The 18808-nt window shown below is 60.9% G+C and carries 26 protein-coding genes; 4 read left to right on the top strand and 22 right to left on the bottom strand.

Translation table 11 applies throughout. The annotated features are described in order from the left end of the window. Positions 1 to 448: 448 nt before the first annotated feature. Positions 449 to 1084: an adenylate kinase gene (locus D8Y22_RS12595; protein ID WP_141465059.1), complete on the bottom strand. Its 636-nt coding sequence runs from the start codon at positions 1082 to 1084 to the stop codon at positions 449 to 451. 59 nt (positions 1085 to 1143) lie between these two features. On the opposite strand from D8Y22_RS12595, the gene D8Y22_RS12590 reads away from it, so the two are divergent. Continuing rightward, positions 1144 to 1614 carry a hypothetical protein gene (locus D8Y22_RS12590; protein WP_141465058.1) on the top strand — a complete coding sequence of 157 codons (471 nt, stop codon included), beginning with the start codon at positions 1144 to 1146 and terminating at the stop codon, positions 1612 to 1614. 13 nt (positions 1615 to 1627) lie between these two features. Here D8Y22_RS12590 and D8Y22_RS12585 read toward each other — a convergent pair whose 3' ends face one another. Continuing rightward, on the bottom strand, positions 1628 to 1918 hold the full coding sequence (locus D8Y22_RS12585) for an amphi-Trp domain-containing protein (protein WP_141465057.1): 291 nt from the start codon (positions 1916 to 1918) through the stop codon (positions 1628 to 1630). Between the two features lie 416 nt (positions 1919 to 2334). On the opposite strand from D8Y22_RS12585, the gene coxB reads away from it, so the two are divergent. Both coxB and D8Y22_RS12575 read left to right on the top strand, forming a co-directional pair. Then, a complete protein-coding gene (gene coxB, locus D8Y22_RS12580) occupies positions 2335 to 3342 on the top strand; it encodes a cytochrome c oxidase subunit II (protein ID WP_141465056.1) in 1008 nt (335 codons plus the stop codon). Next, complete coding sequence (locus D8Y22_RS12575) at positions 3339 to 5810, top strand: cbb3-type cytochrome c oxidase subunit I (protein ID WP_141465055.1); 2472 nt, start codon at positions 3339 to 3341, stop codon at positions 5808 to 5810. Before coxB ends, D8Y22_RS12575 begins: the two co-directional genes overlap by 4 nt. Before the next feature lie 24 nt (positions 5811 to 5834). On the opposite strand, the gene D8Y22_RS12570 is transcribed toward D8Y22_RS12575, so the two are convergent. After that, positions 5835 to 7406 carry a S8 family serine peptidase gene (locus D8Y22_RS12570; RefSeq protein ID WP_246084426.1) on the bottom strand — a complete coding sequence of 524 codons (1572 nt, stop codon included), beginning with the start codon at positions 7404 to 7406 and terminating at the stop codon, positions 5835 to 5837. Positions 7407 to 7571: 165 nt separating this feature from the next. Between D8Y22_RS12570 and D8Y22_RS12565 the strand changes: the two genes are divergently transcribed. Then, positions 7572 to 7829, top strand: a complete 258-nt coding sequence (locus D8Y22_RS12565; protein WP_141465054.1) for a cytochrome C oxidase subunit IV family protein — start codon at positions 7572 to 7574, stop codon at positions 7827 to 7829. Positions 7830 to 8246: 417 nt separating this feature from the next. On the opposite strand, the gene secY is transcribed toward D8Y22_RS12565, so the two are convergent. From secY to D8Y22_RS12470, 19 genes are all read right to left on the bottom strand, one after another. Then, positions 8247 to 9737 (bottom strand): preprotein translocase subunit SecY, encoded by a 1491-nt coding sequence (gene secY / locus D8Y22_RS12560; protein ID WP_141465053.1) that lies wholly within the window; start codon positions 9735 to 9737, stop codon positions 8247 to 8249. Positions 9738 to 9739: 2 nt separating this feature from the next. Beyond that, a complete protein-coding gene (locus tag D8Y22_RS12555) occupies positions 9740 to 10219 on the bottom strand; it encodes an uL15m family ribosomal protein (RefSeq protein WP_141465052.1) in 480 nt (159 codons plus the stop codon). Positions 10220 to 10221: 2 nt separating this feature from the next. Continuing rightward, the gene (gene rpmD, locus D8Y22_RS12550) at positions 10222 to 10689 is read right to left on the bottom strand and encodes a 50S ribosomal protein L30 (RefSeq protein WP_141465051.1); all 468 of its coding nucleotides are present in this window, start codon (positions 10687 to 10689) and stop codon (positions 10222 to 10224) included. Continuing rightward, positions 10686 to 11348 (bottom strand): 30S ribosomal protein S5, encoded by a 663-nt coding sequence (locus tag D8Y22_RS12545; protein ID WP_141465050.1) that lies wholly within the window; start codon positions 11346 to 11348, stop codon positions 10686 to 10688. The genes rpmD and D8Y22_RS12545 overlap by 4 nt, the downstream gene beginning before the upstream one ends. Next, a complete protein-coding gene (locus tag D8Y22_RS12540; RefSeq protein WP_141465049.1) occupies positions 11345 to 11893 on the bottom strand; it encodes a 50S ribosomal protein L18 in 549 nt (182 codons plus the stop codon). The genes D8Y22_RS12545 and D8Y22_RS12540 overlap by 4 nt, the downstream gene beginning before the upstream one ends. Next, a complete protein-coding gene (locus tag D8Y22_RS12535; protein ID WP_141465048.1) occupies positions 11893 to 12342 on the bottom strand; it encodes a 50S ribosomal protein L19e in 450 nt (149 codons plus the stop codon). The genes D8Y22_RS12540 and D8Y22_RS12535 overlap by 1 nt, the downstream gene beginning before the upstream one ends. After that, complete coding sequence (locus tag D8Y22_RS12530) at positions 12339 to 13061, bottom strand: 50S ribosomal protein L32e (protein ID WP_141465047.1); 723 nt, start codon at positions 13059 to 13061, stop codon at positions 12339 to 12341. Before D8Y22_RS12530 ends, D8Y22_RS12535 begins: the two co-directional genes overlap by 4 nt. 3 nt (positions 13062 to 13064) lie before the next feature. Beyond that, complete coding sequence (locus D8Y22_RS12525) at positions 13065 to 13598, bottom strand: 50S ribosomal protein L6 (RefSeq protein WP_141465046.1); 534 nt, start codon at positions 13596 to 13598, stop codon at positions 13065 to 13067. Between the two features lie 2 nt (positions 13599 to 13600). Then, a complete protein-coding gene (locus D8Y22_RS12520) occupies positions 13601 to 13993 on the bottom strand; it encodes a 30S ribosomal protein S8 (RefSeq protein WP_141465045.1) in 393 nt (130 codons plus the stop codon). Position 13994: 1 nt separating this feature from the next. Continuing rightward, the gene (locus tag D8Y22_RS12515) at positions 13995 to 14183 is read right to left on the bottom strand and encodes a 30S ribosomal protein S14 (protein WP_141465044.1); all 189 of its coding nucleotides are present in this window, start codon (positions 14181 to 14183) and stop codon (positions 13995 to 13997) included. Further along, entirely contained in the window at positions 14176 to 14715 is a 540-nt protein-coding gene (locus D8Y22_RS12510) for a 50S ribosomal protein L5 (protein WP_141465043.1), read from the bottom strand. The genes D8Y22_RS12515 and D8Y22_RS12510 overlap by 8 nt, the downstream gene beginning before the upstream one ends. Beyond that, positions 14712 to 15416 carry a 30S ribosomal protein S4e gene (locus D8Y22_RS12505; protein WP_141465042.1) on the bottom strand — a complete coding sequence of 235 codons (705 nt, stop codon included), beginning with the start codon at positions 15414 to 15416 and terminating at the stop codon, positions 14712 to 14714. The genes D8Y22_RS12510 and D8Y22_RS12505 overlap by 4 nt, the downstream gene beginning before the upstream one ends. Further along, positions 15413 to 15769: a 50S ribosomal protein L24 gene (gene rplX / locus D8Y22_RS12500; protein ID WP_141465041.1), complete on the bottom strand. Its 357-nt coding sequence runs from the start codon at positions 15767 to 15769 to the stop codon at positions 15413 to 15415. The genes D8Y22_RS12505 and rplX overlap by 4 nt, the downstream gene beginning before the upstream one ends. Positions 15770 to 15771: 2 nt before the next feature. Beyond that, on the bottom strand, positions 15772 to 16170 hold the full coding sequence (locus D8Y22_RS12495) for a 50S ribosomal protein L14 (protein WP_141465040.1): 399 nt from the start codon (positions 16168 to 16170) through the stop codon (positions 15772 to 15774). Continuing rightward, the gene (locus D8Y22_RS12490; protein ID WP_141465039.1) at positions 16170 to 16613 is read right to left on the bottom strand and encodes a 30S ribosomal protein S17; all 444 of its coding nucleotides are present in this window, start codon (positions 16611 to 16613) and stop codon (positions 16170 to 16172) included. The genes D8Y22_RS12495 and D8Y22_RS12490 overlap by 1 nt, the downstream gene beginning before the upstream one ends. Beyond that, positions 16604 to 17062, bottom strand: coding sequence for a ribonuclease P protein component 1 (locus D8Y22_RS12485; RefSeq protein ID WP_141465038.1), 459 nt, complete (start codon positions 17060 to 17062; stop codon positions 16604 to 16606). The genes D8Y22_RS12490 and D8Y22_RS12485 overlap by 10 nt, the downstream gene beginning before the upstream one ends. 63 nt (positions 17063 to 17125) lie before the next feature. Continuing rightward, positions 17126 to 17332: a 50S ribosomal protein L29 gene (gene rpmC / locus D8Y22_RS12480; protein WP_141465037.1), complete on the bottom strand. Its 207-nt coding sequence runs from the start codon at positions 17330 to 17332 to the stop codon at positions 17126 to 17128. Then, the gene (locus D8Y22_RS12475) at positions 17332 to 18297 is read right to left on the bottom strand and encodes a 30S ribosomal protein S3 (RefSeq protein ID WP_141465036.1); all 966 of its coding nucleotides are present in this window, start codon (positions 18295 to 18297) and stop codon (positions 17332 to 17334) included. Before D8Y22_RS12475 ends, rpmC begins: the two co-directional genes overlap by 1 nt. Continuing rightward, positions 18297 to 18803, bottom strand: a complete 507-nt coding sequence (locus tag D8Y22_RS12470; protein ID WP_141465035.1) for a 50S ribosomal protein L22 — start codon at positions 18801 to 18803, stop codon at positions 18297 to 18299. The genes D8Y22_RS12475 and D8Y22_RS12470 overlap by 1 nt, the downstream gene beginning before the upstream one ends. Between the last annotated feature and the right edge of the window lie 5 nt (positions 18804 to 18808).

Here is an 18808-nt window from a genome sequence, read left to right as displayed (position 1 = left end):
GTTTCTGTGTCGGAACTTGCAGGAACAGATCCCACAGCGTCCAGAAGAACGGGGTTCTTCTGCGGCCCATCAGAACTGAGGGTTCTGAGGATGGTTCCAGACTCCGCAGGCGATTTCCCTTCACAGGCGGTTCGGAGTGTCCCACTCCTACCGATTCGACACTCGACCACAACCGACGATGCACGCTTCTTGTCGTCGTTCGAAAGACGAAATCTTTCGTGATGACGAAAATCGAAGATTTTCGAACCACGTTTGAACACCGCCGGAAGCGTGGTGAGCATCTTACTACCCTTTTCAACCGCCGAGGTAGTAAGGATACCGACTCACGCGAAAACAAGACGTGCGGGCGCTGTATCCCCTCCCTGCTCGCGTCTTCTGCGCTCGCTGAGGAAGGGGAATTAGCGCCCCCAATTACAGTTAAGGGAGCCAACCGGGACGACGCGGCTACTTACGTGGCGTTCTCGATCGTCGTCCGCAGTTCCTCCCAGACTTCTTCAGGCGCCTGCTCACCGTCGACGCGCTCGAGGAGGCCCTCGTCGTCGTAGTGATCGATAACTGGCTCGGTATTTTCCTTGAACACGCGCAGCCGTTCGTTGACGGTCGCTTCGGTGTCGTCGTCGCGTTGCTCGAGGCGGGCCTCGACCTCGGGGTCTTCCGGTGGGTTGTATTCGACGTGGTAGATATCGCCGGTCTCGGGGTCGAGTCGCCGGCCCGTCAGTCGATGGACGAGTTCGTCGTCGCTGACATCGAGGTAGAGGGCAGCGTCCAAGTCGGTCATCCCCTCGAGTTCTTCGGCCTGCTCTAGGTTGCGGGGATAGCCGTCGAGGACGAAGCCATCGGCCTGGGAAAGCGCTTCGTCGACGATAGCGTTGACGACATCGTCAGGGACGAGTTCGCCCTGGTCCATGTACTCGCCCGGCGTATCGTACTCCGTCTCCATCTCGGAGATGTCCATCCCCTTGTTCGAGCGGAGCGCGTCACCGGTCGTGATGTGATCGATGTCGAATTCCTCGGTGATCTTTGCGCTCTGGGTCCCCTTTCCCGCCCCTGGGGCACCCAGGATCAGCAGTCGTGGCTGTGCCATAGTGACTCGTTCACCGCCACCACATAAAGGCTTAAAGAAACGAGCCTGTCCATACTGGTATGACCCGCTTCGACGCAGCCGACCCGGCAGAACGACGCCAGCTCTACGCCGACGCGATCACTGCCCACCGAACGCGCGGGAGTGCGTATCTGACACTGGAGGTCGACGAATCCGAACTCGATGAGGAGACGAACACGGGCATTGCTGCGGACGACCCACGTGCCAACGGCGAAAACGTGGACGAGATCGATGAGTCCGATTCCGACCTCGGCGTTCCGTGGATCCAATTCGGCGACGGGATCGTCAACCTCGACTGTACCGAATCCGAACTCGAGACCGTAAAGGCGGTGCTCGAGGAGTTTCCAGCGTTCTCGATCGATGCGCTGACGTGGCCGGAAAACGCAGACGGCGTGAACGTGCGAGTGAGTGCGAGAGCCGATCCCAATCGGGTCGCACAGTTTTTCGACGCGGTGTTTCAGCGCGTTTACGACTGTCCACAGACTTACCGCGTGTGGGTCGTGGAGTTGTAGCTTCGGGGCTTCGCTAATCGATTCGAAGGTCGCCGCTCCCACTACCGCTCTCATTTCCATTTTCGTCCCACTCGAGTTCGAACTCGATGCTGAACTCGCCCGGGCCTCCTGAGCTCGGCGTTTCGTGTTCAGCTTTGATTTCGAACGTGGGTCGAGCAGGCGGTTCCATCGTCACCGACTCGTCGCCGGCCTCGAGGGTAATCGAATCGCCCGCTTCGAGAGTATCGGCGACCGTTCGAAGGTATGCTGCGATGTCGTCGGTGTTCATTTCGCGTTCGAATTTGAACAAGACTTTTTCTGGCATACTGGTCGTTCGTCCTCGATGGTATAGATACTGTCGGCTGTTCCCGTCGCCAACGAGCGAGCCGCGGGCGACCGGACGCGTTCTCGCGAGGCGCGAACACGGCGTCTCGCGTTTAGGCGGTAACTCGCCGTTTCGGCCCGAACACCTTCGCCTGGTGTCCGATGGAAGCGGTTGATCGATTGATTACGACCAAGTCATCGGTGAAACGCCGATAGACAAAAGACGGAGGAACCCTACGAAAATCGAGAGGAACGTAATGACGGGAGCAACGCCAGTGTGGAATCGATTTCACAGCCCGAGCGGACGGCTGCCGTCGGCCCGTTTCCAAATAGATAAGTGTCCCCGGCAACCATCGACCGACATATAGACGGACTGCAATAGAGGTGAATACAATCTTCAACGAACTCACAATCCCGATGGAGGTGCAGACACGCGTCGACGTGTTCGAGGATATCTTCCTAGTGTTCCTCGCACTCGGTGCGCTCGTCGGTATCGTCGTTATCGCGTATACGTTGTACAACGCGTACAAATACCGCGATAGTGGCGACCGCAAAGCGGCGGAAGATGCACCAACCCTTGGGGAACTACCGACAGGCGGATCGGGCGGTAAAAAACTATTTCTCTCCTTTGGCCTGAGTGCCATCATCGTCATCTCGTTGGTCGTCTGGACCTACGGCATGCTGCTGTACGTCGAGGACGGCCCCGACCAGAATCCAGAAGATGGTATCGAAATGGAGGTCGAAGGATGGGCATTCGGTTGGGACTTCTTCTACGAAAACGGCGTCGAAACGAGCGGCGAGATGGTCGTACCGGCTGATACACCCGTCTGGCTCGAGGTGACATCAACCGATGTCTGGCATACGTTTGGCATCTCGGATTTACGGGTGAAAGCTGACGCAATTCCCGGTGAGGTCGACGAGACCTGGTTCATGGCCGAAGAACCCGGCGAACACACTGCCGAGTGTTTCGAACTCTGTGGATTTGGCCACTCTGATATGGATGCAACCGTCGAAGTCCTGCCGCCCGAGGAGTTCGACGCGTGGATGGACGAACAACTAACCATGGAGATTACCCTCGAAGACGAGAACGAAGAGCGCGTCACCGACGGCTTCGAACTCGAACTCGAGCACGAGAACAACGACGAGTTCGACGAGGATCTCCAGTTCACCTACAGCGACAACGAGTTCGAGAACGGCTCGATCACGATCGACGAGATCGAACAGGGTGGACCGTACGAACTCGTTATCACGGCTGATGACTACGAGGATGTCGAAGACAGTATCAGCTTCACCGGCCCGGTCGACGAAACCTACGAACTCGTCGATCCGGACGCTGAAGACGAAGACGAGGAAGACGAGGAAGACGAGGAAGACGAGGACGACGATGCCAACGACGAAGACGAGGATGGAGGTGACGACGAATGAGTGACCTTCCGCCGATGACCTCGGTCAAGCGCTGGCTGGTCACGACCAACCACAAAGATGTCGGTATCCTCTATCTCGGGACGGCGTTGTTCTTCCTCCTGCTTGGTGGAATACTCGCATTACTATTCCGTGCCCATCTCTGGGAGTCCGGTGGAACCGGCCTCCTGACGGGCAACGAGTTTAACCAGGCCGTCACGACTCACGGACTGTTGATGGTCTTTTGGTTCCTGTCGCCGTTTGCAGCCGGCTTCGCGAACTACTTCGTGCCACTACAGATCGGTGCGAAAGATCTCGCGTTCCCTCGACTAAACGCCCTAAGTTACTGGTTCTACCTATTCTCGGGGATCCTACTGGGGATTTCGTTCTTCCAGGGCGGTTCGCTCGCCGGCGGGTGGACGATGTACGCACCGCTGAACGTCCCGACCTATACGCCAGCCATGGAAGCGACGAGCGGCGGTAATGCAGCGGTACTTGGTCTCGCGCTGTTCGTTATCTCGATCACGATCGGGACCGTCAACTTCCTGGTAACGATCCATCGCTCGCGTGCGGAAGGCCTTGGCCTCTGGAACATGCCGCTGTTTACCTGGTCGTGGCTGCTGACGGTCTGGATGATGCTCTTTGCGTTTGCGGCCTTGCTCGCCGCAGCGCTGTTGTTGCTCTCCGACCGGCTCTTCCTGACCCAGTACTTCGCGAGCGAACAGGGATCGGGACTGTTGTGGGCCCACCTGTTCTGGTTCTTCGGCCACCCCGAGGTCTACATCGTCTTTTTCCCCGCCTTGGGGATCATGTTCGAGACGTTCCAGACCTTTACCGGCCGGCGCCTCGTGGGCCGCAAGTGGGTCATTATCTCGATGGTGCTCGTGGCCGTCCAGTCGTTCCTCGTCTGGATGCACCACATGTTCCTGACGACCATCAATCTCGAGATCACGACGCTGATGATGGCGACGACCATCGGGATTTCGTTACCGTTCGACTTGATGGTCTTTGCGCTGATCTACACGATGGTCAAGGGACGGGTCCGGTTTACGACGCCGTTCCTGTTTAGCCTCGGTGCGCTCGTCCTGTTCATTCTGGGGGGGATCACCGGCGTCTTCCTCGGTGCCGTCGTGCTGGACTACGAGTTCCGTGGCACCTACTGGGTCGTCGCCCACTTCCACTACGTGATGGTCTCGGGGGCGACTGCGTTGATCGGCGGTCTCTACTACTGGTGGCCAAAGATCACCGGCAAGATGTATTCCGAGACGCTCGGCAAGCTCAACTTCGCCGTCTTCTTCGTCGGCTTCAATCTGCTTTACTTCCCGCAGTTCCTCGCCTGGGAGACCCCACGACGCGTCTTCCACTTCGCAGACGGCATGCAGATCTACCATCAGATTTCGACGGTCGGTGCGTTCGTCTTCGGGGCGTCGTTCCTGATCATGTTCGCGACGCTCGTCCACAGCCTGTTGTACGGTCCCGACGCTCCGGACAATCCGTGGGAGTTCTCACGGACTGCCGAGTGGGCGATTCCATCGCCACCGCCGCTGGAGAACTGGGATGGCCGCCCATCCTATGCCAGCGGCCGACTCGAGTTTGCGAACGATTCGGCTGCGGCGACCGACGGCGGCGTCGCCCACAGTGAAGCAAGTGCAACCGCACACGAAGAAGAACACGCCGATCACGCCAGTATCTGGCCGTTCGGTATCGGCGTCGCGACGTTCGTGTTCTTTATCGGCCTCTCGGGGATCACCTCCTACGTCTTCGAGTACGCCCAGGAACGCTCGGAGACGCTCGGACAGCCGCTCAACGCGGCACCCGAACCGAGCGTCATCTATCCGATCCTGACCGGACTCGGGCTCGTGTTGCTCGCTGTCACGCTGTTTAAGTTCGGCGTCGAAGAGTTCAACGCCCCCGAAATGCCCGTAGCCGAACGCTGGCCGTTCGAGGGCGTCGGAAACACGAAGTTCGGCGTCTGGGTGTTCCTGGCATCCGACGTCGTCGTCTTCGGTGCGATCATCGGTGCATACATCTTCATGCGCCTGCACACCGGTTGGACCGAGTGGACTACCGTACCGTTTGCCTCCTGGCCCGGGCTGCTCAACACGTACGTGCTGTTGACCTCGAGTTTCACCGTCATCCTCGCACTCGTGTTCGCCGAACGCCAGAGTAAGAAAGGGTTACTCGGTGCCATGGGTGCGACGCTGTTGCTCGCACTGACGTTCATGGGTGTGAAGGCCTACGAGTACGGCGTCAAGTTCTCCCAGGGAGAGTACTGGTGGACCGGTATCGAGTACTCCATCTACTTCGTGACCACCGGGCTACACGCCCTACACGTCATCATCGGGGTCCTCATCGCCATGTTCATGATCTACCGTATCGTGAGCATCGACGCCTACCTCGAGGACCACCGACCAGTGGAGTTCTTCGGCCTCTACTGGCACTTCGTCGACATCGTCTGGGTCTTCCTGTTCCCGCTGTTCTACCTGATGTAGAACGGTTTCGCCGGGATTTGTTTTTTACCGCGCTCGTCGCCACGCGAAGGCAGCGATTGCCACGCCGATACCACCGGCGGTCGCACCGATACCGAGATGTGGTGAGACGGCAATCGAATCGGCTCGCTCGTCGTTGTCAGCCTCGCTAGCGGCCGGATCGACAGTCGACTCGGGATGTGCCACCGCGTCAGCGGCGGCTTTCGCATCGACGATTCCGTGTCCGTAATGGCTCGCTCGCTCGTGGTCACCGTCGGGTTTTTGTGCCGTTTCAACGAGTGCTGCCTCGAGGTCTTCGGGGTCGCTGTCGGGTGCGATCGCAGAGAGCAAGGCAATCGTCCCCGTAACGTGTGGCGTCGCCATCGAGGTCCCCGGTTGGCGTGCATAGCCCGCCGGGACGGTGCTTTTGATGTCGACGCCTGGTGCGACGACCGTCGGAACGTCGTAGGCGTCCGGCCAGTCTCCCGGTGTGTCTTCCCATGCAGTGCGCTCGAGGCGTTCCCCGCCGGAAAACGGCGCGACCTCGCCGTCGTGGTCGACGGCGCCGACGCTAACTGCTTCGTAGACGTTTCCCGGCGAACCGGACGTTTCCGGTCCGTCGTTACCGATTGCCCCAACGACCACGACATCGCTCTCGACCGCGTGACGAACCGGATCGATCAGTTCGGGATACGTGCCGGTCGTCCCGAGGCTCAGATTGATCACGTCGGCGTCTTGTTCGAGTGCCCACTCGAGGCCAGCAACGACCTGCGCGAAGGTCGCACCCTCGTCGGTCAACACCTGTCCGTGGAGCAATTCGACGTCGGGAGCAACACCCAGTTGCGTTCCGCTCGCGTTGCCACCAGCGATGGTGCCGCTGACGTGGGTGCCGTGCGTGCCGGCGTCGTGGGGCGTCGATCCCTCGATCGGTTCGCCATCCTCGTCGAACGCCGCCCATCCGCCTGGAGAGGTCGGGTCCGACGGATCGTCGGTGTACAACTCGAGGTCGGGATGGTCGGCATCGACACCGGTATCGAGCACCGCGACTCGGACGCCGCCGCCACGGGTGTCGTACTCGTCCCAAACGGCGGGCACGTCGAGCGAATCGATCGCATCGGTCGTCCGATCCGGCGACGACTCGGGCGCCGCCTGTGGGGCCGGTGGTTCCGGCGCTGGGAGTTCGAAATTCCGATGAACCGACTCGACGTTCGCGATAGCTTCCAGCTCTTCGAGGTCAACTCGGTCCGTATCGACCTCGAGAACGACAGCGTTCGTCACCCAGAACGATTCTCGTACGTCGACACCCGCCGTTTCGTGGGCGTACTCGAGTAGTGGTGCCTGCGTTTCGTTGGCGTGGTCTTCGAGGTGTTGCTCGGCCGCTGATCCGCTCTCGACATCTACAAGGGTCGTTTCCTCGAGACGGACGACGACATCGACCGACGCGTTGCTCTCGAATCGATCGTCACCGAGGAACGTGTCGTCTCCCTCGGAACGGTTTGGGTCGTCCGTCGTCCCGCCGTCGGTTCCGGCGATGACAGCGGTTGGCACAAGCGCCATCCCAACACAGAGACAGAGACAGAGGACGAAAATCCGGTACCAAAGCGATCTCGTCGAACTCATATCTCACCGTAACCCCCACGAAACAAAGAGATTGTGGACGACAGAGATACCACAGGCGCCAACACGTCCAGAACGGATTGCTGGCCGCTGGTCGTCGGCTATCTCGAGCCCAATCACGCACGATATGAGGAAGCTATAAGTGACCGTCACCCCCAGTTGGTAGCAATGGCTGACGTTCGAACCTACACCCTCATTTACGTCGTACTGTTGGTGCTGGGGACGGGCAAATTCGCGTTTTTCGAGTTTACCCCGTACAACATCGCACTCACGGCGACGTTCCTACTTGCAATCGTAAAGTCACTGTTGATCGCCGGCTACTACCAGCACCTCCTCGAGGAGCCACGCTCGATCACCTATATGATGGGTATTGCGGTGTTTATGGTCCTGTTGCTCACCATCGCCGCTGGCTACTCGATCCAGTAACACAGCGCTCGAGGCATTTTCCGACGGACCGTTCACAGAGCGGATACTGCGCGTGGGCCGCTCGGAATCGAGTGATCTCAGCGTTCTCCTGACCCGAATCAGTAACCGGTACGGTCGAACTGTCCTGCCGTAACGGTTTATCGGTCTAACTACGACCATCCTGTCGTTGTACCGACGCTGATACGGTCTGCTGTAACGGTTTCCCGGAACGACCGCAGGACAGCTCGCGGTCGTTCCGGGAACGACGTACAGCAGTCCGTCTGAGACAGTAGTCCGTTCGAGACGACTAGCTTGCAGGGACCACAATGTGAAGTGGACAACGAGATATCTCGTCGTTATCGTGCAGTTGACGGTCGTGAACGAACGGCGAGCGAAGAAACGGAACCGGAATGCGGGAGGGAGTAGAGTCGTGGGCGACTACTCTTTGCCGAACATCTGGCGCATCATCGGGTGCATCTCCATCATCTGCTCTTCGGCGATCTCCTCGTAGAGCTTGTAGGTGATAGAGACAGCCAGCAGCAGGCCAGTCCCGGTGACGGCCCCGATGGTGCCGAGCATGTTCGCCCAGACGGCGAGCAGGCCGACGAGTGCACCGCCGATGACGGTCACTTGCGGGATGTACCGTTCCATGACCTTCTCGACGACGCTGACGTTCTGCCGGAAGCCGGGGATCTGCATCCCGGAGTTTTGAATCTGCTGGGCCGTCGCTTTCGGCCCCATGTTCGTCGTTTCGACCCAGAAGATGGCGAAGATGGCGCCACCGATGATCATGAACGTCAGGTCGACCGAAACCCGAACCATGACCATCCAGGCTTCCTGGGTTACTTCACCGGTCCACCACATCCAGTCGTCCGGTGAGTAAATCGGGGCGAAGTAGTAGAAGAATCCACTCACCGGTTGGCCCTGTGCGTCGTAGACGCCGAGCCACGGCAGTTCGTTGCCAAACAGCGCAATCGTGGACGCGTCCCCAGTCTGTCGGTTGAGGATCTGACCCATGAACTGAATGTTCGCCTGCAGCGCGCGAACGAGGATCATTGGCAGGACGCTCGCGTAGATGAGCTTCACGGGGAAGCGACCACGAGCACCCTTGACACGGGCGTGGCTCAGCGGAATCTCGACGCGAACCGACTCCGCGTAGACGACGATTGCGAAGATCAGCACCGTCGTCAGCAGGGCGATGATATCACCCTGTCCGAGCAACAGCGTGTAGAGTCCGTCACCACCGACGATCGAACCGACTTCGATCTGGCCGGTGAGGATCAGATACCAGCTGTAGAAGAACCCTTCCTCGGAGGGCGAGACGAATCCGGCGACGAGCATCTGACTCACACCAGCGATGATGAACAGGCCGATACCGCTGCCGATCCCCCACTTGCTGACGACCTCGTCCATGTAGAGGATGAGGACGCCACCAGCGAAGATCTGCAGGAACATCAACGCCTGGATCTGCGTCTGATCGAACGTAAATCCGCCAAGCTGCAGCGCCGGTTCGACTGGCAGGAAGCCGCCAGCGAACACCATCGGTAGGGCGGTCAACGCCGTCATCACGATGACGAGCAGTTTCTGGAGGCCCTGATAGAGGACCTGATCTCGGGGATCATCGGTGTCGAGCCCGAGCAAATTCGCCCCACCGAGCAACTGCATGACGATGCTCCCCGTGACGATCGGTCCGATACCGACCTGCAACAGCGAGCCGTGTTCACCGGCGAGTATCGCACGGAACTCTCCGAAGAGGTCCTCACTTGCGGCGGCATCGATACCGAGCAGTTGGATGTTCGTCAGGAAAAAGTACAACACGAGGATACCAGCCGTCCACGCGAGCTTTCGCTTGAACGGAACGTGCTTTTGTGGCCGTTGCACTGCTGGCATCCGCGTTAGCACCGGTTCGGCGGCTTCCTTCCATCCCATCGTTATTCCTCGTTCTGTTCGTCGTCGGCTTCAGACGCCTGGGCCCGCTCGGTACGCAGCGCCTCACCGCCCGCTGCCTCGAGTTTCTCCTCGGCAGCGTCCGAGAAAGCATCCGCCGTTATCTCGAGTGCGTTCCGGACCTGCCCGGACCCAAGCACTTTGACGACGTCGACTTCGTGCCCGTCTTCGACGACGTCTCGAGCGTCGATCGCGTAGCCGTCGTTGGTCTCCTCGGCGTCGCCGTCGGCGACGTAGAGGATGGCGTCCTCGTCTAACTTCTGGACGTCGATCTCGGCGACGGATTCACGGATATCCTGGGGTCGTTTGAAGCCGTGTTTCTTCTTTGGTTCGTAGTTGTGGAACTCGTGTTTGCTACGTCCGGCACGGCCGCGGCCACCGCGGTGGCCCGCACCACGTCGGTTCTTGTGGGAACCGCCGCTGTGAGTGCGCGATCCGCGCTGGCGTCGTTTTTTACTCGTCATGGTTATCGCATCGATTCTAACAGGTCGTTAATCTCGTCCGTTGTATGCTTTCCGAGTTGGCCGCCTTCAGCAGTCGGCTTTTTGATACCGTCGTGACCGCCCCGTGGCGGGTGCAGACGGAGCGTCGGCGAGAGTCCCGCCTCTCGGAGCGTCGTCTCCTCGTCGAGCAAGCCCTCGGCCAGGTCGGCGAACGAATCGTACTCGGTGTTGTCGGCTAGCCAGTCCTCGTCGACATCGGACTGATCGCCTTCGAGCGGTTCGGCTCGCTTTGCGAGCAGCGTCTCGAGGACGGCAGCGTCGGGCTCGCCGTGGGCAACGTAGTCGTTGACTTTGTTGACCATCCCGACGTACGTGTCGGTCTCGGGGACGAGCGCACAGTGGTTGACGCTGTGGATGTTGAGCATCTCCAGGGTATCCTGGACATCCTGCTGGCGGTTTACCTCCCCTCGAACCTGTACGATGGCCTTCATTGGTCGGCCACCTCGGCTTCCTCACGGTCGGTCGTACGCGATTGTGGATGACGCGACTGCGAAGCGTTCTCGAGCGCGTTGAACGTCGCCTTCGCGAGGTTGACGGTCGTTCGCGTGTTGCCGTGGCTTTTCGTCCAGGCGTTCTCGAGGCCGGCCAGTTCGAGGACGTGACGGACGGTGTCACTCGCAGCCAGTCCGAGCCCTTCGGGGGCAGGGATGACCTCGACCTCGACGGAGCCGGCTTTGCCGGTCGTCTTTCGGGTCAGCGAGTGCGGTCGATCCGAGCGGTCCTCCCAGGAGCCGGAGCCACGTGGCACCTGGATCATGTTCAGCTTCGCGATACCGATCGCCTTCTGGATGGCGGAGCCGACCTGATCGTCTCGACCTTCCGCGTAGCCGACGTAGCCGTCGCGATTGCCCACGACGACGACACACCGGAACTTCACGCGGCGGCCGGAGTCGGTCATGCGCTGGACCATGTTGATGTCCAGCACTTCATCGTCCAGTCCCGGCAGGAGCTGGTCGACGAGCTCGGGTTCCTTCAGCGGCAGTCCCGAGTTGAGGGCAGCCTCCATCGTGTCGATCTCGCCCTCCTGGACCTTGCGGCCGAGACGGGTAACGGGATCCCATCCGTCGTCGTTGTAGTTGTTTCCACTCATTCGAGAATCGCCTCTCGTACCGTATCGAAGTGTTCTGGCAGTTCGGTTGCGTCGAACTCACCACTGTACAGCGGCTCGTCTAACTGCTCGGCGTACTCGGCAACGTGTTCGCCCCGCGTACGCGACCAGTCTGCAAGCACGCTGTCACTGTGTGGAATCTCGAGGCCGGCGTCGATGGCCCCTTCCTGTACTGCAAACACCTTGTTGCCGGGCGTCGCCGTGTTGAGGCCGATGTCCAGCACCGCTTCTTCGAGACCGGCTTCGACGGCGCGAGTGCCCGCGAGCAGTCCCGTGAGATAGGCTGCGGAGATGTTCCCCGTTGGAGCCTCCCAGCCGTACGCTTCGAGATCGCTCGAGTGTGCGCTTGCAAGTGTCTCGTCGCCGTGGGGACCCGGAGAGATCAGCTGCGCCGTAGTGTGCTTGTTGCTCTTTCGAGCGACGAGACGGGGCTTACCCGACTTCAGCAGGCGCAACCTCTGGTGGTAGTCCGTCCGGACCTCGCGGCGACGACGCATCGGTACCTTGTATCGTGGTCCTGTCGCCATTATTGCTCACCGTAGTTGTCGTCGATATAGTTCAACAGGTACCGGACGCTACGGAACTCCCCACCGCCAGCCTTCTTGTAGAGTTGGCGGTACTGCGTTGGCGTAATCTCGCCCTTATCACGGAGTTCGCGTAGTTTCCGTCGCTGTGCACGAATCTGGTTCTGCCACTGCTCTTTCTCGTTCTGGCGTGCGCCCTTCTTGCCTTTGCGCTTGCCCGGCCCCTTCTGGTGGCCGTAGGCGCGTTTGGCGTTGCGTTCGCGGGCGCGACCGCGGGAGTTACCCGAGGCGCTCTCGGCCTGGATGAGACCGTCTGCGACGAGTTCCCGGATCTCGTCGCGTGTGATCGCTTCCGCGATTTCGCCCTGGGCCTCGGGGTCGAGCCAGATACGGTTCTCGCCGACGTCCATGACGTCTGCAGCGAGTCGTTTCTGTGCGCCAAGATCAGTCATTGGTCCACCTCGACTTCCTCGTAGGTCGGGTTCAGGACGCGAACGCCCTGTTGCTCTGCTTGTTCTTCGATCCGCTCGCGTTTACGTGCGCCAACGGACGAGGCGATACGAACGGCCTCGCGGTCACCATCGACGCCCTCGAGGTCGTCCGTGTTCTCGACGTAGACTTCCTCGAAGCCGCTCGGATGCTTGCCGCGAACCGTTGTCGGCGTTCGGAAGCCGGCTTCGACCGTCGGGCCCTTGCCCTTGATACCGCGGCGCTGTTTCGACAGCGTGCCGCGTGGTCGGCGCCAGGATTCCGGCGTGCGCTTTTTCTTGTGGTAGTCCTGTCGATTGAACTGCGGTTTGCCCTCGCTCTTGCGGCGGTCGAGAAGTCGTTCTTCCTCCTCGGAGAGCTCCGGGGTCTTTTCGGTCAGTCCACGTGGCTGCAGTTCGGTCTCGACGTCTTCCTCGGGTTCTTCCTCGACGCCCTCGTCTTCGATCTCCGCCTCGGTCTCGTCGGAGACTTCGAGGTCGCCGACGTCGGCCTTGATTCGGGCTGCGAGCGCGTTACCGATGCCGTCGGCCTCGGCGAGGTCGTCCTGGTCGGCTTCTTTGACGTCCTGGATGGACTCGAAGCCGGCCTCGCGAAGCGCGTCGGCCTTGCTCGCGCCGACGCCGCTGATATCCTCGAGGTCCTGCGGTTCGTCGTCGGCCGCGTTTTCGGGTTCGTCTGCCATCTATCAGGCACCTCCTTTCGCGGGTTTCTCGGTGATGTAGACGCCGTCTTGGAAGATGCGGGTGTCTTTGCCGCTGACGCGTGTCAGCTGCTCGATATCTGCTGCCGTCTGACCGACGTCCTCCTTGTTCGGACCGGAGAGGACGAGTTTCTCGTCGTCGACGGCAACCTTCGTGTCACCGTGGATGTTCGTTCGTCGCGGTGCCTTTTCGCCGAGGAAGTTCTCGATGACGACTTCGTCGCCTTCGGCGCGGACCTGCATCGGGAAGTGAGAGTAGAAGACTTCCATCTTGTACTCCCAGCCCTCGGTCACGCCGTGGAAGGCGTTCGAAACGTGGCTCTCGAAGGTGCCGACGGTCGCGTTCGTCTTCGCGTCCTCGGCCTCACTTTCGATGACCACGGTGTCGTCTTCTACGTCGACGCTCACGTCGGGGTACCAGAGACGCCGGGTTACGGCGCCTTCCGGACCGTCGACGGTCACGTCGAGGTGATCGATCTCGACGGTTACGTTGTCGGGGATGTCCAGTTCGACTCGCATGGTTAGTAGACGTATGCGATCACCTGGCCACCGATCCCCTGCTGTCGTGCTTCGTAGTGGCTCATGATGCCACTGCTCGTCGTGACGACGAGCGCGCCGAAGTCTCGAGCCGGGAGGAATCGCTTCTCCCACTTCTCGAAGTCTTCGGCGGTTGCACTGTAGCGGGGCTTGACGGGGCCACACTCGTTGATCGCTCCTTTCAATTCGACCTCGAACTGACCGGCTTTGCCGTCGTCGACGTACTCGAAGCCGTCGATGTACCCGCGGTCGTAGAAGACCTCGAGTACGCTGCCGATCTCGTTCGAGGCGGGCGTTACCTCGTGGGTGAGATGCCCCACGCTCTCGGCGTTGTCGAGTCCCGAAAGCGCGTTGCTGAGTGGATCGTTTCCAGTCATGTTATCGATACTTCTTGAATCCCATATCGCGAGCGATTTCACGGAAGCACTGCCGGCAGAGATTGATGTCGTACTTGCCGACGAGTCCCTGCTTGCGGCCACAGCGCTGGCACTGCTCGAGCTGGCCGGTGCGTTTGGCGGCGTGCTCGCCAGTCTGCTCGCGGTCGTGGTCTGTTTCGCTTTCACTCATCGTCCGCGTCCTCCACGGTGACGTCGTAGCTGCTCTCGAGGAATCGAATCGCGTCCTCGGGCGTCAGGCGGTGTTTCGAGGGGATCGACCGGGTGGCCTTGTCTCGCTTGGAGACGCGATAGCCGGGACGCACCAGGTTGACGGTAACGTCCAGCCCGAAGATCCCGACGTTCGGATCGTACTCCTGGCTCGGGAACGCCGTGTGTTCCTCGATACCGAAGCTAAAGTTGCCGGTGTCGTCGAACTGCTTCGACGCCAGATCGGCGATCGGCAGCGCCGTCTCGAGGAAGTCGGCAGCGTCCTCGCCACGAAGGGTGACCTTCGTGCCGATCGGGTCGCCCTGGCGAATGCCGAAGTCGGGCTCGGTCTTTTTCGCCTGGGTACGGACGCTCTCCTGTTCGGTGACCTCCTCGATGATGTCTTCGGCGTGGCCAAGTTCACGGCCACCCTGACCGACGCCCATGTGGACGACGACCTTCTCGATGCGTGGTTCGCGCATCTCGTGGAACTCGCCGGATTCGGCCTCGCTCATTCGTCATCACCTTCATCGCTTGTGAAATTTTCGTCGATGACGACGACGTACTCCTCGACGGTCTCGAACTCGCCGTCGTCGGTCGAGACGGTGACGATGTTCGAGCCGCTGGATGGCGTGACGTCGATCGACTCGAGCGTGCCGATCTTGCCGCCGTGGTTGCCACGGATGGCAGTGACGAGTGCGCCTTCCTCGTAGGGGAAGTGTGCGACGATCGACTTGTCGTCGTTGTCGACGACGATCGAGTCGTCGGCGCTGTACTCGTCCTCGACGAGGACGTTGGTGCCGTCGTGCAGCGTCAACTGCGTGTCGCCACCGGGAACCTGCTGTTTGCCCTCGATCTTGCCGAGACGGCTGCCAGCGGATTCCTCGTCGATTTCGGTCAATGCAAGGCGCCCACCCTCGTCGGGGAAGACGCGGTAGTACTCTTCGCGGCCGGGGAACGCGATGATGTCGAAGATGCCGATCGGTCGCTGCTCGTCGTTGATCGGCTGCCCGTTGACGAGGATCGAGTCCTCGGAGAGGGCGTATCGCGCTTCCTTCGTCGAGTCGACGTAGCCAAGCACGTCCCGCAACAAGACGACGAGCGGAACGCCCTCTTCGCCGTGGGGTCCGGCGCCCGCTTTGACCGTGAAGGTATCGGTCTTTCGCTCGACCGGCCAGGACTTTGGAACTGAAAGTCGTTTCTGATGGTTCGTCATTCGCTATCACCTTCGAGACGTGCCTCGCGACGGTCGTCCGAGAGGTCCAGAGCCGTAATACGGACGTTCGACGGGTCGAGCGGTCGTGGCACCTCTTCGCCGTCTGCCGTCTCGACCGTGACCTCTTCGACGTGGACGACGCCGTCCTCGAGATCCGCACGCAGCACCTCGCCGTTTTCGCCGGCGTGGTCGCCACGCATGACCTCGACGGTGTCGCCCGCGTTGACGCGGGTTCGGCGCGTGTCGTACTCCTCGCGGAGATCGTCGGCGAGCGTCGCGTGAAGCTGCTTCTGTCGCTTGTGCAGCGGTGCACGCTCGGTTCGCGTTCGCTGTTTGTGTGGTTGTTCGGTCATATCTATACGATCATCGTGGCTGTCGAGGCGATTGCTCCGAAGCGCTCTGCGACTTCGCGGGCGATCGGCCCCTTGATTTCGGTCCCGCGGGGCTCTTCGTTCTCGTCGATGATGACCGCCGCGTTGTCCTCGAACTTCAGGCGCGTGCCGTCCGGTCGGCGGATCGATTTCCGCTGACGGACGACGACGGCCTCGAGAACCTGCCGGCGCATCTCGGGGGTACCCTTGGTCACGGAGACCGTGATCTTGTCACCGAGACCCGCCTTCGGCTGGCGGTTCTTGGTGCCGTGGTAGCCCGCAACGCTGATGACTTTGAGCTCGCGTGCGCCGGTGTTGTCGGCACACGTGATCAGCGAACCTTTCTTCAGGCCCTGCGTGACGTCGGCTTTCATCGCCTCCATCAGGCATCACCTTCGTCTTCAGCCTCGTCGTCGCCGAGATCGTCGGCCGACAGCTGTGGGTCCGGCTCGCTCTCACCGGTCAGTTCCGCGACGTCTTCGGCAGTCGCCTCTTCGGTTACTTCGACGACCACGTGCGATTTCGTCTTCGACAGTGGTCGGGTCTCTGCGATCTTGACCGTGTCACCGACCGAGAGCGGCTCGAGCACGCCCGGCACGTGAGCCGGGATGCGCGAGCGTCGCTTCATGTAGCGGTCGTACTTCGGAACCGCTACGTCGTACTCTCGTTCGACGACTACGGTCTTGTCCATGTCCGTCGAGACGATGGTTCCCTCGAGGATCTGCCCTCGAACGGGAAGCTCACCGTAGAACGGACACTTCTCGTAGTCGTATTCCTCCGGGTTTGCTGGTTCCGGAGGGGTTTCAACGTCTAATCCTATTGCCATGGTGAATCACCATTCGTTTCCGTGCGTCGGGCGGGTCGTGAGAGCAATCGCGAGCCATCGACCGTAACGTAGGCTACGTTCTCGCCGGCAGCGTGGCGGTGGTCGGTCGGACCATCGCCACGACAGCTGGCGATGTCGTCGCCAGCTCGGTCCGACTCGTCCGCGGTGGACGAGTCGGGTTGAGTGTCGGCCAGTTTGGACGTAGTCCCCGACGCCTTCGCGGCGTCGGCGGCGTCATCTGTGATCGCGAATTCGAACACCGAGCCCGATTTCGGCACCGTAACCACCCGAGTATCCCCACCCTCGCGAATCTCTACCGAGAGCGTGTTCGTCGTCTCGATGACGACGCGACCCTCGAGGCCGACCCGCGAGGCGTCGGTACTCTCGACGACCCGCACGGGGAGGCCGTTGAGTTCGTGTCGTGGGAGCGTTTCGGGTGTCAGTGTCATTAATTGCTTATTCGCCGTCGAGATCGCCTTCCTCACGGGCATGGCCCGTTCGGATACTGGATCTCATTCGAGATCCCCTTCTTCCTGCTGGATCGTCTTGATCCGCGCGATAGTGCGACTCAGTTCGCCGATTCGGCCCGGATTCTCCGGGGCACCACCGGCTGCGAGGACGGACTTCGAGTTCAGGAGTTCCGTCTCCAGTTCCTCGAGTTCCTCTGCGCGTTCGGCGGGCGTCATGTCACGAATCTCTTCGACGTGGAGAATCGCCATCAGGCGTCACCTCCCTCGTCAGCGTCCTCGTCTTCCATCTCCGCGACGAGTTCCTCGGCTTCGGCCTCGACATCTTCTTCGAGTTCCTCAAGTTCTTCCTCGACAGCCTCGTCGCCGGGGACGTCGACCTCGTCGAACTCCTCGGCACCGTCGTCGGCGTCGGCCTCGACCTCTTCCTCGATGACTTCCTCGACGACCTCTTCGTCGAGGTCGGCCTCATCGTCGGTCGGGGTTTCGACGGTCTCCTCGGCGGCTGCCTCCGCGCCCTCCTCGGTCGCGTCGGCGTCCTCGGGTTCACCCTCGAGCAGCTCTTCGACGCCTTCGGCCTCGTTGGCCTCGACGGCGTCGGGGACGATCTCTTCGGGATCCATCTCTTCGTGAACGCCGAAGTCATCGGGGAGCTCGGCACCCGGCGGGATGATCTTGACGTCGACCCCGATGGTTCCGAGCTTCATGACGGCGACGCCCTGGCCGTGGTCGACAACCTCCTCGGCGGGTTCGCCGTTGTGCTTGATGTAGCCGCGGTTGAACTTCTCGACGCGCGAGCGGGCGCCCGTGACCTTCCCCGAGAGGACGATCTCGGCACCCAGCGCACCGGCTTCCATGATCCGGTCGATCGTCGTGTGACCGGCTTTCCGGAAGTACCAGCCACGCTCGAGTGCGTTGGCCAGTCGATCCGCGACGATTCGGGCGTTGAGGTCCGGTTCCTCGACTTCCTGGACATCGATCTGCGGGTCCTCGAGGTTGAATCGGTCCTCGAGGGCCGTCGTGACCTTCCGGATGTTCTCGCCGCCTTTGCCGATGACCATCCCGGGCTTTTCGGCCTTGAGGACGATTTGGGTTCCCATCGGCGTCTTGGCGACGTCCATGCCACCGTAGCCTGCGCGGCCGAGCTCTTCTTCGAAGAACTCGTCGATTTGGGACCGCTGCAGGCCGTTCTCGATGAATTGATGTTCGTCAGCCATTAGTTGTCACCATCCTCGTCCTCGGTGTCGTCCGTGGCGGTCGCGGTGTCGTCGACATCTTCGACGACGATCTCGACATCGACCTCCGGCGTGTTCCAGGCGGATGCCCGTCCCATCGCGCGGGGTTTGCGACCGGCCGATTCGCCGACCTTGTGAGCGGCGACGTGTGCGATCGCCATCGACTCACCGTCGAAACCTTGGTGGTCCGCGTTTGCCGCGACGTTCTCGAGCAACTCGAGAAACGCCGTGGAGACCTTTTCGGGGTACTTGCCAGCGTCCCAGCCGTCGATATCGGATCGGTGGCCGGCGCCGGTGTTGTGCGATCGGAACGGCACCGACTGCTCGCCGTCGATCACTGCCTGCAGGTACTCCTGGGCGTCGGCGACGGTTCGACCCTTGAGCTCGCGGGCGACCTCCTTGCTGTGCTTGTGGCTCATCGGACGCTCCCGGAGCATCGCTTTCGCGGTCTCGTCTGGATCTGCGTCGACTGAGTAGTTGATTCCCATACGTT

The organism is Salinadaptatus halalkaliphilus, assembly GCF_006543045.1.
Taxonomy (GTDB): domain Archaea; phylum Halobacteriota; class Halobacteria; order Halobacteriales; family Natrialbaceae; genus Salinadaptatus; species Salinadaptatus halalkaliphilus.
Note: the sequence above shows the minus strand (reverse complement) of the source record. Positions and strands in the feature narration are given on the sequence as shown.

Bases quoted from the DNA above. Each gene is read 5' to 3' on its own strand.
- D8Y22_RS12595 (WP_141465059.1), bottom strand. From the start codon at position 1,084: ATGGCACAGCCACGACTGCTGATCCTGGGTGCCCCAGGGGCGGGAAAG.
- D8Y22_RS12590 (WP_141465058.1), top strand. From the start codon at position 1,144: ATGACCCGCTTCGACGCAGCCGACCCGGCAGAACGACGCCAGCTCTAC.
- D8Y22_RS12585 (WP_141465057.1), bottom strand. From the start codon at position 1,918: ATGCCAGAAAAAGTCTTGTTCAAATTCGAACGCGAAATGAACACCGAC.
- coxB (WP_141465056.1), top strand. From the start codon at position 2,335: ATGGAGGTGCAGACACGCGTCGACGTGTTCGAGGATATCTTCCTAGTG.
- D8Y22_RS12575 (WP_141465055.1), top strand. From the start codon at position 3,339: ATGAGTGACCTTCCGCCGATGACCTCGGTCAAGCGCTGGCTGGTCACG.
- D8Y22_RS12570 (WP_246084426.1), bottom strand. From the start codon at position 7,406: ATGAGTTCGACGAGATCGCTTTGGTACCGGATTTTCGTCCTCTGTCTC.
- D8Y22_RS12565 (WP_141465054.1), top strand. From the start codon at position 7,572: ATGGCTGACGTTCGAACCTACACCCTCATTTACGTCGTACTGTTGGTG.
- secY (WP_141465053.1), bottom strand. From the start codon at position 9,737: ATGGGATGGAAGGAAGCCGCCGAACCGGTGCTAACGCGGATGCCAGCA.
- D8Y22_RS12555 (WP_141465052.1), bottom strand. From the start codon at position 10,219: ATGACGAGTAAAAAACGACGCCAGCGCGGATCGCGCACTCACAGCGGC.
- rpmD (WP_141465051.1), bottom strand. From the start codon at position 10,689: ATGAAGGCCATCGTACAGGTTCGAGGGGAGGTAAACCGCCAGCAGGAT.
- D8Y22_RS12545 (WP_141465050.1), bottom strand. From the start codon at position 11,348: ATGAGTGGAAACAACTACAACGACGACGGATGGGATCCCGTTACCCGT.
- D8Y22_RS12540 (WP_141465049.1), bottom strand. From the start codon at position 11,893: ATGGCGACAGGACCACGATACAAGGTACCGATGCGTCGTCGCCGCGAG.
- D8Y22_RS12535 (WP_141465048.1), bottom strand. From the start codon at position 12,342: ATGACTGATCTTGGCGCACAGAAACGACTCGCTGCAGACGTCATGGAC.
- D8Y22_RS12530 (WP_141465047.1), bottom strand. From the start codon at position 13,061: ATGGCAGACGAACCCGAAAACGCGGCCGACGACGAACCGCAGGACCTC.
- D8Y22_RS12525 (WP_141465046.1), bottom strand. From the start codon at position 13,598: ATGCGAGTCGAACTGGACATCCCCGACAACGTAACCGTCGAGATCGAT.
- D8Y22_RS12520 (WP_141465045.1), bottom strand. From the start codon at position 13,993: ATGACTGGAAACGATCCACTCAGCAACGCGCTTTCGGGACTCGACAAC.
- D8Y22_RS12515 (WP_141465044.1), bottom strand. From the start codon at position 14,183: ATGAGTGAAAGCGAAACAGACCACGACCGCGAGCAGACTGGCGAGCAC.
- D8Y22_RS12510 (WP_141465043.1), bottom strand. From the start codon at position 14,715: ATGAGCGAGGCCGAATCCGGCGAGTTCCACGAGATGCGCGAACCACGC.
- D8Y22_RS12505 (WP_141465042.1), bottom strand. From the start codon at position 15,416: ATGACGAACCATCAGAAACGACTTTCAGTTCCAAAGTCCTGGCCGGTC.
- rplX (WP_141465041.1), bottom strand. From the start codon at position 15,769: ATGACCGAACAACCACACAAACAGCGAACGCGAACCGAGCGTGCACCG.
- D8Y22_RS12495 (WP_141465040.1), bottom strand. From the start codon at position 16,170: ATGGAGGCGATGAAAGCCGACGTCACGCAGGGCCTGAAGAAAGGTTCG.
- D8Y22_RS12490 (WP_141465039.1), bottom strand. From the start codon at position 16,613: ATGGCAATAGGATTAGACGTTGAAACCCCTCCGGAACCAGCAAACCCG.
- D8Y22_RS12485 (WP_141465038.1), bottom strand. From the start codon at position 17,062: ATGACACTGACACCCGAAACGCTCCCACGACACGAACTCAACGGCCTC.
- rpmC (WP_141465037.1), bottom strand. From the start codon at position 17,332: ATGGCGATTCTCCACGTCGAAGAGATTCGTGACATGACGCCCGCCGAA.
- D8Y22_RS12475 (WP_141465036.1), bottom strand. From the start codon at position 18,297: ATGGCTGACGAACATCAATTCATCGAGAACGGCCTGCAGCGGTCCCAA.
- D8Y22_RS12470 (WP_141465035.1), bottom strand. From the start codon at position 18,803: ATGGGAATCAACTACTCAGTCGACGCAGATCCAGACGAGACCGCGAAA.